The organism is Amycolatopsis sp. NPDC031561, from assembly GCF_055580625.1.
Window position 1 is genome coordinate 1 of the sequence record NZ_JBVILA010000038.1, and the last position, 11,667, is coordinate 11,667.

General features: G+C 69.2%; 13 protein-coding genes. 7 read left to right on the top strand and 6 right to left on the bottom strand.

Annotation, left to right across the window (positions count from 1 at the left end):
• Positions 1 to 130: 130 nt before the first annotated feature.
• The 5 genes from ACZ5IK_RS41720 to ACZ5IK_RS41740 are packed head-to-tail and all read right to left on the bottom strand — an operon-like array spanning position 131 to position 5,208.
• Entirely contained in the window at positions 131 to 997 is an 867-nt protein-coding gene (locus ACZ5IK_RS41720) for an aldehyde dehydrogenase family protein (protein WP_465492764.1), read from the bottom strand.
• Positions 990 to 2,423, bottom strand: coding sequence for an aldehyde dehydrogenase family protein (locus tag ACZ5IK_RS41725; RefSeq protein ID WP_465492765.1), 1,434 nt, complete (start codon positions 2,421 to 2,423; stop codon positions 990 to 992). Before ACZ5IK_RS41725 ends, ACZ5IK_RS41720 begins: the two co-directional genes overlap by 8 nt.
• Before the next feature lie 3 nt (positions 2,424 to 2,426).
• Entirely contained in the window at positions 2,427 to 3,401 is a 975-nt protein-coding gene (gene deoC / locus ACZ5IK_RS41730) for a deoxyribose-phosphate aldolase (RefSeq protein WP_410663059.1), read from the bottom strand.
• 19 nt (positions 3,402 to 3,420) lie between these two features.
• Complete coding sequence (locus ACZ5IK_RS41735; RefSeq protein WP_465492766.1) at positions 3,421 to 4,578, bottom strand: serine hydrolase domain-containing protein; 1,158 nt, start codon at positions 4,576 to 4,578, stop codon at positions 3,421 to 3,423.
• 21 nt (positions 4,579 to 4,599) lie between these two features.
• Entirely contained in the window at positions 4,600 to 5,208 is a 609-nt protein-coding gene (locus tag ACZ5IK_RS41740) for a DUF1707 SHOCT-like domain-containing protein (RefSeq protein WP_465492820.1), read from the bottom strand.
• A gap of 105 nt (positions 5,209 to 5,313) precedes the next feature.
• Here ACZ5IK_RS41740 and ACZ5IK_RS41745 point away from each other — a divergent pair, with 105 nt between their 5' ends.
• From ACZ5IK_RS41745 to ACZ5IK_RS41760, 4 genes are all read left to right on the top strand, one after another.
• Positions 5,314 to 5,757 carry a protein-tyrosine phosphatase family protein gene (locus tag ACZ5IK_RS41745; RefSeq protein WP_465492767.1) on the top strand — a complete coding sequence of 148 codons (444 nt, stop codon included), beginning with the start codon at positions 5,314 to 5,316 and terminating at the stop codon, positions 5,755 to 5,757.
• 18 nt (positions 5,758 to 5,775) lie between these two features.
• Positions 5,776 to 6,399, top strand: coding sequence for a uracil phosphoribosyltransferase (gene upp, locus ACZ5IK_RS41750; RefSeq protein ID WP_101612332.1), 624 nt, complete (start codon positions 5,776 to 5,778; stop codon positions 6,397 to 6,399).
• 100 nt (positions 6,400 to 6,499) lie between these two features.
• On the top strand, positions 6,500 to 7,093 hold the full coding sequence (locus ACZ5IK_RS41755; RefSeq protein ID WP_465492821.1) for an RNA polymerase sigma factor: 594 nt from the start codon (positions 6,500 to 6,502) through the stop codon (positions 7,091 to 7,093).
• The gene (locus tag ACZ5IK_RS41760) at positions 7,090 to 8,364 is read left to right on the top strand and encodes a hypothetical protein (RefSeq protein WP_465492768.1); all 1,275 of its coding nucleotides are present in this window, start codon (positions 7,090 to 7,092) and stop codon (positions 8,362 to 8,364) included. Before ACZ5IK_RS41755 ends, ACZ5IK_RS41760 begins: the two co-directional genes overlap by 4 nt.
• Positions 8,365 to 8,554: 190 nt before the next feature.
• On the opposite strand, the gene ACZ5IK_RS41765 is transcribed toward ACZ5IK_RS41760, so the two are convergent.
• On the bottom strand, positions 8,555 to 9,148 hold the full coding sequence (locus tag ACZ5IK_RS41765; protein ID WP_465492769.1) for a TetR/AcrR family transcriptional regulator: 594 nt from the start codon (positions 9,146 to 9,148) through the stop codon (positions 8,555 to 8,557).
• A gap of 85 nt (positions 9,149 to 9,233) precedes the next feature.
• Here ACZ5IK_RS41765 and ACZ5IK_RS41770 point away from each other — a divergent pair, with 85 nt between their 5' ends.
• The 3 genes from ACZ5IK_RS41770 to ACZ5IK_RS41780 are packed head-to-tail and all read left to right on the top strand — an operon-like array spanning position 9,234 to position 11,641.
• Complete coding sequence (locus ACZ5IK_RS41770; protein ID WP_465492770.1) at positions 9,234 to 9,635, top strand: MerR family transcriptional regulator; 402 nt, start codon at positions 9,234 to 9,236, stop codon at positions 9,633 to 9,635.
• Entirely contained in the window at positions 9,632 to 10,615 is a 984-nt protein-coding gene (locus ACZ5IK_RS41775; protein WP_465492771.1) for an aldo/keto reductase, read from the top strand. Before ACZ5IK_RS41770 ends, ACZ5IK_RS41775 begins: the two co-directional genes overlap by 4 nt.
• Before the next feature lie 24 nt (positions 10,616 to 10,639).
• A complete protein-coding gene (locus tag ACZ5IK_RS41780) occupies positions 10,640 to 11,641 on the top strand; it encodes an aldo/keto reductase (protein ID WP_465492772.1) in 1,002 nt (333 codons plus the stop codon).
• Positions 11,642 to 11,667 lie beyond the last annotated feature (26 nt).

Genomic DNA, 11,667 nt, shown 5'->3' on the forward strand with positions numbered 1-11,667 from the left:
CCAAGACTGCCCGATCCTCGCTGCTGACCACCAAACCCGACGAAGGCATAACCCATCATCGCAAACCCACGCCCGTAAACTAATTAACGACGCGCGACACTAGAGGACTAATTGCGGTGGGGTACAGGGGTCAGACGCCCAGCGGGTGCCAGACGGTCTTCGCCTCCAGGTACCGGCGCAGTCGCGCCATGTCGGCGTCGGCCGTCCAGTCCGGTTCGGTGTCCGGCACGGTCAGGACCCGCTTGACGGTGCCCGCGGCGTCGCGCGCCAGGTCCGCCCGCGCGGAGGGCTCCGTGCCGGTCGGGTCGAGGGCGTTGACGTCGCCGTGCGAGGCGAGCCACGAACCCAGCTCCGACGCCCGTCCGGTCAGGATGTTCGCCACCCCGCCGGGCAGGTCGGACGTCGCCAGGACCTCCGAAAGCGTGATCGCGGGCAGCGGCCGGTCCGCGCTGGAGACGACCACCGCGGTCGAGCCGGTCGCCAGCACCGGGGCCAGCACGCTCACCAGGCCCAGCAGCGACGACTGCTGCGGCGCGAGCACGCCGACGACGCCGGTCGGCTCGGGCACGGTGAAGGAGAAGTACGGGCCCGCGACGGGGTTGGCCGCGCCGAGCACGGTCGCGATCTTGTCCGTCCAGCCCGCGTACCAGACCCAGCGGTCGATCGAGGCGTCCACAAGGGACTGAGCCTTCTTCGCCGCCACGCCCTCGGACGCGGAAACCTCCGCGACGAACTGTTCGCGGCGGCCTTCCAGCATCTCCGCCACGCGGTACAGCACCTGGCCGCGGTTGTACGCCGTCGCCGACGACCAGCCACCGAAAGCCTTGCGGGCAGCGGAAACCGCGTCGCGGACGTCCTTGCGGGACGCGTGCGAGGCGTTCGCCAGGAACTTGCCCTTGCTGTCGGTGACCGGGTACACCCGGCCGGACTCCGAACGCGGGAACTTGCCGCCGATGTAGAGCTTGTAGGTCTTCGCCACCGAAATACGGTCAGACATCGAGGTAGGCCTCCAGTCCGGTGCGTCCGCCTTCGCGGCCGAAACCCGACTCCTGGTAGCCGCCGAACGGCGCGGCGGGATCGAAGCGGTTGAACGTGTTGGCCCAGACGACGCCGGCGCGGAGCTGGTTCGCCATCCACAGGATGCGCGAGCCCTTCTCGGTCCAGATACCGGCGGAGAGCCCGTACGGCGTGTTGTTCGCCTTCGTCACGGCCTCATCCGGCGTGCGGAAGGTCAGCACCGAAAGCACCGGCCCGAAGATCTCTTCGCGGGCGATACGCATCGACTGCTGGACATCCGAGAACACCGTGGGAGCGAAGAAGAAACCGCGTTCCGGCACCGGGCACGGGCTGGTCCAGCGCTGCGCGCCCTCGGCGTCGCCGGATTCCACCAGGCCCTTGATCTTCGCGAGCTGCTCGGCGGAGTTGATCGCGCCGATGTCGGTGTTCTTGTCCAGCGGGTCGCCCAGCCGCAGCGTCGAGACGCGGTAGCGGAGCTTTTCGAGCAGCTCCTCGGCGATGGACTCCTGCACCAGCAGACGCGAGCCCGCGCAGCAGACGTGGCCCTGGTTGAAGAAGATCCCGTTGACGATCCCCTCGACGGCCTGGTCGAGCGCGGCGTCGTCGAAGACGATGTTCGCGGCCTTGCCGCCCAGTTCCAGCGTGAGCTTCTTCGAAGTGCCCGCGACCTGGCGCTGAATGGCCTTGCCGACGTCGGTGGATCCGGTGAAGGCGACCTTGTTGACGTCGTTGTGACCCACCAGCGCGGCACCGATGTCCCCGGCGCCGGGCAGGATGTTGACCACGCCGGGCGGGAGCTCGGCCTGCTGGCAGATCTCGGCGAACACCAGCGCGGTCAGCGGCGTGGTCTCCGCGGGCTTGAGCACCACGGTGTTGCCGGTGGCCAGCGCGGGCGCGATCTTCCACGCCAGCATCAGCAGCGGGAAGTTCCACGGGATGACCTGGCCCGCGACGCCGAGCGGCCGCGGGTTCGGGCCGTAGCCCGCGTAGTCGAGCTTGTCGGCCCAGCCCGCGTGGTAGAAGAAGTGCGCGGCGGCCGTCGGCACGTCGGAATCGCGCGATTCCTTGATCGGCTTGCCGTTGTCGAGGCTCTCCAGCACCGCCAGCTCCCGCGAGCGCTCCTGGATCAGGCGCGCGATGCGGAACAGGTACTTGGCGCGCTCCGAGCCCGGCATCTTGGACCAGACGTTGTTGTAGGCCCTGCGCGCGGCCTTGACCGCGATGTCCACATCGGACACCGACGCGGTGCCGACCTCGGCGAGCACCTCTTCGGTGGCCGGGTTGATCGTCTTGAGCGGCTCACCGGAGCCGTCGACGAACTCGCCGTTCACGAACGGCCGGTAGTGCGGTTTGAGGTTCGCGAGGTCGCGCGATTCGGGCGCGGGCGCGTACTCGAAGATGCCCATGGATCAGTCCACCGTGACGTAGTCGGGGCCGCTGTAGTGGCCGTCGGCCTGGGTGCGGCGCTGCAGCAGGAGGTCGTTGAGCAGGCTGGACGCGCCGAACCGGAACAGATCCGGGGTCAGCCACTGCTCGCCGGCGACCTCGTGCACCGCGACCAGGTACTTGATCGCGTCCTTGGTCGTCCGGATGCCACCGGCGGGTTTGACGCCGCGCAGTTCACCGGTCTGGGCGAACCAGTCGTGGACGGCCTGCAGCATCACGTGGGTGACCGGCAGCGTCGCGGCGGGCGAGACCTTGCCGGTGGAGGTCTTGATGAAGTCGCCGCCCGCCAGCAGTGCGAGCCAGGAGGCGCGGCGGACGTTGTCGTAGGTGGCCAGCTCACCGGTCTCGAGGATGACCTTGAGGTGCGCGCTGCCACAGGCGGCCTTGATCGCCTGGATCTCCTCGAAGACCGCCAGGTAGCGACCCTCCAGGAACGCGCCCCTGTCGATCACCATGTCGATCTCGGCGGCACCGGCGTCGACGGCGATCTTGGTGTCGGCCAGCTTGATCTCACGGCTGGTGCGGCCCGCCGGGAACCCGGTGGCCACACTCGCGACGTGGATGCCGGTACCGCGCAGGGCCTCGACAGCCGTCTCGACCATGTCCGGGTACACGCAGACGGCCGCGACCTGCGGCGTGTCCGGCCGTTCCGGGTCCGGCCGCTTGGCCTTCGCGGCGAGCGCGCGGACCTTCCCCTGCGTGTCGGCGCCTTCGAGGGTCGTCAAGTCGACCATCGAGATGGCGGTGTCGATCGCCCAGAGCTTGGCGGCCTTCTTGATGCTGCGCGTGCCGAGGCCCGCTGCCCGCTGCTCGACGCCGACCTGGTCGACGCCGGGCAGCCCGTGCAGGAACCGGCGCAGGCTCGCCTCGTCGCGAGTCGCGTCCGTCAGCGGCGCCGGGGTAGCCGTCGCCGCTGACGAGCTGGTCGTAGCTGTCATACGGGTGAGTGTAGGCGGCCTACAAGCTGGGCACCGGGGCCTGGGCGGCGGCCCTGGCCGGGATCACCGGCGAGCAGAACTCGTTGATCATCGGCAGCTGACGCTTGAGCGAGGCGTCCGGCGACGCGGTGAGGTCCACAGTGGCCATCGTGGAGATGTTCTTGCCGGATTCGTCGTGGAAGCTGAGGGTGTTGTAGCCCGGCAAGTCGCCGCCGTGACCCCAGAGGGTGATGTCCTCCGCGCAGGCGCCGAGTTCCTTGAGGTTCAGCTTCATCAGGCCGAGGCCGTACTCCATGCCGCCCGCCGGGACCGTCTTCTTCATCTGCGCGAGTAGATCCGCGGGCAGCAGACGGCCGCCGAACAGGGCCTCGAAGAAGCGGTTGAGGTCGGCGCCCGAGGACACCATGCCGCCCGCGCCGTAGTAGCGCGAGTAGTTGTAGGTGGTGACGTCGGTGAGGCCGCGAGGCGCGTCGTACAGCTGCTCGTAGCCGCGGGCGGCCGCGCCGATCAGGAACGGGAAGTCACGGGGGAGCGAGGTGTCGCGCAGGTGCAGCGGCCTGGTGATGCGCTCGGCCAGCACCCGTTCGAGCGGCTTGCGGGTGGTCTTCTCGACCAGCAGGGCGAGGACGTTGTAGCCGGTGTTGGAGTACGCCCAGCTCGTTCCGGGCTTGAACTGCAGCGGCTGCTTCGACGTGCTCAGGCGGATCTCGTCGTCGCTGTCGAAATGCTCGAAGCGCTCGGTGTCGATCTCCGGCCCCGTCGCCCAGGAGTCCTCGGGGAGCAGGTCACGCGGGAGGCCGCTGGTGTGCTGGAGCACCTGGCGGACGGTGATCGGTTCCGGGTACGGCAGCAGCCCCGGCAGGTAGCGCTGCACGGGCTCGTCCAGCCCGACGCGCTTTTCGGCCACGAGCTGCAGGACCAGGGTCGCGACGAACACCTTGGAAACACTGGCGATCCGCCAGCGTCCCGACGCGGTGGGCTTACCGGGCCGGGTGATGTTCGCGACGCCGCTGACCCCGCGGAAATCGTCGGCGACGGCGACCATGCCCGGGATGCCCGCGGCGACCGCCGCGTCCATCGCGGCCTGGCGCGGATCGGTCTTCCCGGCGGCCGCCGCCGGGAGGGCGGTGACGGAAAGCAGTGCGGCGCAAGCGATCGCTACGAAACTTCGGCGCATCAGACGGTCCCCTGGTTCGGCTCAGCCTTCGAGTTCGGGTGCGTCCTTCTTACGTGGCTTCCGTACGACGGTGACGGCGCCCCAGAACGCCAGTCCGGTGATCTTCACCGTCGGGGCGGTCGGCGGTGCGGCGGGCGTACCCGCGCGGTCCTCCAGCTCGAAAGCGCCCATGAAGCCGATTCCGGTGACGTCCACGTTGATGTCGTCGGGCACGATGATGTCGACCCCGCCCATGATCGCGACCGCGGTGATCGTCGTGTTCTTCTCGGCGAAGCGCGCGTACCGCAGGTCGATGTCGGTCCCGCCCCAGAACGCGAAACTGTTGTGCTGCGGCGGGACGACCCAGCTGCCCTTGCGCGACGCGCCGGACATGACGGCGATCGAGGCGCCGGAGCCCGGATGCCCGCCGATGCGGTCGTCGGGCAGGCCGAGCGCGCGCGACGTCGCCGGCTGGATCGCCGAGCGGGTCTGCGGCAGGTCCGCGGTGACCGGTTTGAGGTCGCCGACGGTCTTGGCCGCGTAGACGATCGTGAGCCGTTCTTCCAGCTCGTTGATGGTGATGCGCCCCTCGGACATCGCCGCGTGCAGCACCTGCGCGACCTGCTCACGGTCGGCGTCGGAGATGCGCATCTGTTCGGGTCCTGGCAGGGCTGGCTCTTCGCTCACGCGCAGGAGCCTAGCGCCGGTGGGAGGGCCGGGCGTCCATCTTATGGCCGACAGTGGGATTCTGCCGTGATGGGGAACTCACTACTTGGTGCGATCGCACTGCCGGACGGTGTCAAGGTACGAGGGCGGGGACTGGGTCGTCCCTGGCCCGAGGGGCCTTCGCCGGACTTCGGCCTGTATCTGGGCGGCGCGAAGCTGCGCCGGAAGCACGACCACAAAATGGACTGGGAGCGGGAATGGATCCGCTGGCCGGACTTCCTGCTGCCGACGGACTGGGCGGACGCGCGGCGGCGGATCGTGACGCTGCACGAGCGGGCCGCGGCCGGAGAAGGCGTCGAGGTCGCCTGTTACGGCGGAGTCGGCCGGACCGGCACGGTCATGTCGTGCTTGGCCACCCTTTCGGGGCTCTCCGCCGACGAGGCCGTGGCGTGGGCGCGGGCGAATCACCACGCGCGTTCGGTGGAGACACCGTGGCAGCGCCGCTGGGTCGGCTGGTTCGCGCGACAGGGCTGACGAGCTAAATTGACCGGCATGGATGTGCACGTCGTTGATCACCCACTGGCCAAGGCCAGGCTTTCCACCATGCGCGACGCGCGCACCGACAGCGCCGCCTTCCGCGCGGCGCTGCACGAACTGACCGTCATGCTGGTCTACGAAGCCACGCGGGACATGCCCGTGCGCATCGACCGGATCCACACGCCGGTGGCGCGCACCGACGGTTACGCGCTGGCGAGTCCGCCGCTGCTCGTGCCGGTGCTGCGGGCCGGGCTGGGGATGGCGGATCAGGCGCACAAGCTGATCCCCGACGCCCAGATGGGCTTCGTCGGGCTCGCCCGCGACGAGGAGACGCTCAAGCCGACGCCGTACCTGGAGTCGCTGCCCGAATCGCTCGCCGACCGGCCGGTGCTGGTGCTCGACCCGATGCTGGCGACCGGCGGGTCGATGGAGTACACGATCCGGCTGCTCACCGACCGGGGCGCCACCGACGTCACCGCGATCTGCGCGCTGGCGGCACCCGAGGGGATCGCGCATCTGGAGAAGACCGGGCTGCCGCTGCGGGTGGTGACCGCGAGCATCGACGAGCGGCTGAACGACTCCGGCTTCATCGTGCCGGGTCTCGGGGACGCGGGTGACCGGCAGTACGGGGCCGTCTGAGCGCGTCACCGCGTCGCGATTAGCCCGCTAAACGCGACGCGGTGACGCGGGTTCGCAACATCTTCGCCGTCGCCGGTCACTGATGGATGTGACCAGAACAGTGACCGGAACGGCGGGGGTGCCGGTGGACTCGTGCGGATCGCCTCCCGACAAGAGCGACACGGAGCTTTGGCGTGCGGCGGCGGGCGGTGACCACGGGGCGTTCACCGAGCTCTTCGAACGGCACGCCCAGTCGGTGTGGAACCACGCCTACCGGCTGACGGGGTCTTGGGCGTCGGCCGAAGACCTGACATCGACGACCTTTCTCACCGCCTGGCGGCGCAAGGCGGACCTCACGCTCATCCGAGACAGCGCGCTGCCGTGGCTGTACGCCGTCACGGGGAACCTCGCGCGCGCCGAACACCGCAGCACCGGGCGGCGGCTCCGGCTCGTCCGGCGGCTGCCGGAACCCCGGTCGGTGTCCGACCACGCCGACACCGTCGTCGACCAGCTCGACGGCGAAGACCGTCTCCGGCAAGTGCTCGCCTTGGTCGCGAAACTGCCGAAGTCGCAGCGCCAGGCCGTCGAACTCTGCCTGCTCGGCGATCTCTCCCTTCCGGACGCCGCCGAACTGCTCGGCGTCGCCGAGGTGACCGTCCGCGCCCACATCTCGCGGGCCCGCGCGCAGCTGCGGGCCGCCCTGGAGGAGAAATGACCGACGACCTCGGCCTGCCCGACAGGCGTGAACTCCCTCCGGAAGTACTCGACAACCTGCGGATGTCCTTGCGGGAGGGGATGGGAAAACCCGCGCGGCGTCGATGGCCGATCGTCGCCGCGGCGGCCGCCGTCGTCCTGGTCCTCGTGGGCGCCCTGGTGACGACCGTGATCATCCGGGACCCGGACGGCACGGGACCCGACGTCGCGAACCCTGACTTCTCCCTCGACCGGCCGAAGGCGGTGGACGCCATGAACCGGTGCTGGGCGGTCGTCCAGTCCGAGAGCAGGAGCGCGAACTTCCCCGACCGGAACGAATGGGTGCCGCAATTCACCGTCGCCGGAGAGGCGGCCGTCACCGTCGTGGCGGTGATGGCGCGTGACAAGCCCTTCTTCTGCGAGACCACGCGGACGACCGCGACCGTTTCCGATCCGGACGACAAGCCGATCTACACCGACGGTGGGAAGACCGCGGCCCTGTTGATGACCGACGGCGGGACTGTCGCCGGCGTCGCCGACCCCAGCTGGCCAAAAGTGGAGATAACCGGGCAGAACGACGCCTCGTCGTCCTTCAGGGACATCCCGGTCTTCCGGCGGGGGAACCTGTTCGTGTACCTGGGGCAGATGAAGCCGATGAAGACCGCCTACTCGGTCGGGCCCACGCCCGGTGAGCAATCCCGGCCTCTTCACTACCAGGCGCCATACCTCCTGCCGCCGGCGTCACTGCCCGCCGCGTCGGCGATCGACCGGCCGGTGACGCCGGAGCGGGAATCGCCGGCGAGTGGGTTCTTCAAGGTCTGCACGGAGGGAGCGTCCGAAGCGGTGCCCGACGTGGATGCCTACCAGGCCGGCGCACTGCTCGAAGGCGACGACGTCGCGGTGGTCGTCGCCCGCCTCGGCGACGAGGTCGTCCTGTGCCAAGGCGGACTCGGATACCGGGACGGGAAGACCGCGTACTACCGGGCCTTTCCTCAGCGGCGGGACCCGTCGTCGATTCGCGCGCTGCGGACCGAGACGGTCGGCAGGGTGGACCGGAACGGCAGAGAGGTGAAGCCCGGGAACGCCTACCCGGGGACCGTTCCCGAGGCCGCGGCCGCCGTGAAGCTCGACTTCGGGACCGGCAAGACGATCGACGCGACGGTCGCGAACGGGACTTTCGCGGCTTGGATTCCGGACGGCGTCAGTCAGGACTACGCGAACGCGAAGGTGGGGATCACCGTCCTGGACGCGGCGGGAAACGTCCTGCACCAGGGCACCCTGCCGCTCTACTGACCGCCGGATCGCGTTTAGCCCGCTAAACGCGCTCTGGGGGTGGGAGCGCGCGTGAAGGCCCCCTTCCCTCGGCTGAGCCGAGGGAAGGGGGCCTTCACGCGGGTCAGGGAAGTACATGAAGGGGGCCTTCATGTACTTGAGCTGGGGTGCCTGGCCACCGGATCGCGTTTAGCGGGCTAAACGCGATCTGTCACCGGCGCAGCCAGCCGGTGGCGTTCGCCCGCAGCGCGATCTCGTAAGCCGGGCTCACGGTGTACGCCTCCGGCAGGTTCCCGTTCAGCTCCAGCGACACGAGGCCGTGCACGGTGCCCCAGCAGCTCACGACGATGACCTCGGGCGGCGCGCCGATGAAGACGCCGTCCGCGACGGCCCTGCGGATCGTCTCCTCCAGCGGCGCCATCGTGGCGCGAGCCTGCTCGGACGTCTCCTCCGCCGGCTCGAAACCCGGCACCGACTTCGTGAACATGATCGCGTAGAGATGCGGGTCGGCCAGCGCGCTTTTCCGGTACGCGACGCCGAGCCGCACCAGGTCTTCGACCGGGTCGCCGCTCAGCGAGACCCTGGACATCCGCTGGCCGAAGCGGCGGAAGCCTTCGGAGAACAGGGCGCTGACCAGGTCCGTCTTCCCGCCGAAGAGTGAATAGACCGCCGTGGTGGACGTGCCGACGTCGGAGGCCAGCTTGCGGAGGCTGAGGGCCTTCGGGCCGTCGGCCGAGATGAGCTCACCGGCGCGGTCCAGCAGTTTCAGCCGAAGGTTCTCGTCGTGCGTCCTGGGGCGGGGCATGAAGCAGAGCGTAACGCAACGCTGTTATCAATCGCGGGAATTCGGAGTTGACCTGGAGCGCACTCCAGGTCGTACTGTCGTTCACATGAGCTACTCGATAGCGGAAGCCGCGCGACGTAGCGGGTTGTCCATCGACACTCTCCGGTACTACGAGCGCATCAAACTCGTCGAGCCCCCGGCGCGGGACGCCGCGGGGCGCCGCGCCTACACCGACGACGACCTCGGGTGGCTGGGGTTCCTGACCAAGCTGCGCCTGACCGGCATGCCCATCAAGCGCATGCGGGAGTACGCCTCCCTCCGTCACCACGGCGCGTCGAGCGCGGGACGGCGCAAGGCGATCCTCGTCGACCAGCGCACGTCGGTCGCCGACCGGATCGCCGAGCTGCAGGCCTGCCTCGACATCCTCGACTACAAGATCGACCACTACGACCAGGTGGAACGCAAGGTGCTCGGCACCGGCACCACCGTGGAGGGAATTTCAGCGTGATCAGCACCAGGAGGCTCGGCGGTCTGGAAGTCGGGGCGCAGGGGCTCGGCTGCATGGGGATGAGCCAGGCCTACGGCGTCCGGGACGACGACGCGGAGTCGATCGCCACCGTCCACCGCGCGCTCGAACTCGGCGTGACGATGCTCGACACCGCGAACGTCTACGGCGCCGGGGCGAACGAAGAGCTGGTCGGCCGCGCGATCGCGGGCAAGCGGGACCAGGTCGTGCTGGCGACCAAGTTCGGCATCATCTGGACCGAAGACGGCGGGATGGCCGCACGGGGCGACGCGGCCTACGTCAAGCAGAGCTGCGAAGAGTCGCTGCGACGGCTGAACGTCGATCACATCGACCTCTACTACCAGCACCGCGTCGACCCGGACACGCCGGTCGAAGAGACCTGGGGCGCGCTCGCGGAGCTGGTGGACGAGGGCAAGATCCGGTTCGCCGGGATCTCCGAGGCCAGTGCCGAGACGATCCGCCGCGCGCACGCCGTCCACCCCGTGACGGCTCTCCAGAGCGAGTGGTCCCTGTGGACCCGCGGCATAGAAGGCGAGATCCGCTCGACCACTCGCGAGCTGGGGATCGGTGTCGTGCCGTTCTCGCCGCTCGGCCGCGGTTTCCTCACCGGCAGCGTGACCTCGATGAAGGACCTGCCGGCGGACGACATGCGCCGCGGGCTGCCCCGGTTCGCCGAGGGCAACTTCGAGCGCAACATGGCGATCGTCGAAGCCCTGCGCGCGTTGGCGGCGGAAAAGGGTGTCACCGCCGGACAGCTGGCGCTCGCGTGGGTGCAGTCGCGGGGCGACGACGTCGTGCCGATCCCGGGCACCAAGCGTCGCAAGTACTTGGAAGAGAACGCCGCCGCGGCGGAACTGGAACTGTCCGAAGTGGATATCGAGGCCATCGAAAAGGCCGCACCCGTCGAGGCGATCGCCGGTGAGCGTTACCCGGAGCGGCTCGCCCGCGCCGCCGGCAAGTAAACCGAAAGAATTGCGAGAGAAATCATGACGGGTTCCACCCTGCCCGCACGCAGGCTCGGCACGCTGGAAGTCGGCGCGCAAGGGCTCGGCTGCATGGGCATGAGCGAGTTCTACGGCCAGGGCGACGACACCGAATCGATCGCGACCATCCACCGCGCCATCGAGCTGGGCGTGACGCTGATCGACACGGCCGACATGTACGGCTTCGGCCGCAACGAGGAACTGGTCGGCCGCGCGCTGGCGGGCAAACGGGATCAGGTCGTGCTGGCCACCAAGTTCGGCATCGTGCGCGACGAGGCCGATCCCGGCAAGCGCGGGATCCGCGGCGACGAATTCTATGTGCGGCAACAGGTCGAGGCCTCGCTGCGACGGCTGAACGTCGATCACATCGACCTCTACTACCAGCACCGCGTCGACCCGGACGTGCCGATCGAGGAGACCGCGGGCACGCTGTCCTCCCTGGTCGAGCAGGGGAAGATCCGCCACATCGGGTTGTCCGAGGCAGGTCCGGAGACGATCCGGCGGGCGCACGCCGTGCACCCGGTGACGGCGGTGCAGACGGAATGGTCGCTGTGGTCGCGCGACATCGAGGACGAGGTCGTCCCGGTCTGCCGTGAGCTCGGTATCGGGCTGGTGCCGTATTCCCCGCTGGGGCGCGGTTTCCTCACCGGCCGCTTCAAGTCCAAAGAGGACTTCGCGGACGGCGACTTCCGTCAGACGACCCAGCCGCGTTTCGCCGACGGCAACCTGGAACGGAACCTGGCGATGGTCGAAGCGCTCCGCGCGTTGGCCGGGCAGAAGGGTGTGACGGCGGGTCAGCTGGCGCTGGCGTGGGTGCAGGCCCGAGGCGAGGACGTCGTGCCGATTCCGGGTACGAAGCGGCGCAAGTACCTCGAAGAGAACGTCGCGTCCGTCGGCTTGAACCTGACCGCCGAGGACATCGCCGCGATCGAGGAGGCCGTCCCGGCCGACGCGGTCGCGGGGGAGCGGTACCCCGAAGCGTCCATGAAGACCCTGTCGCGCTGACAACGAAAAGCCGGCGCCCACTCGAG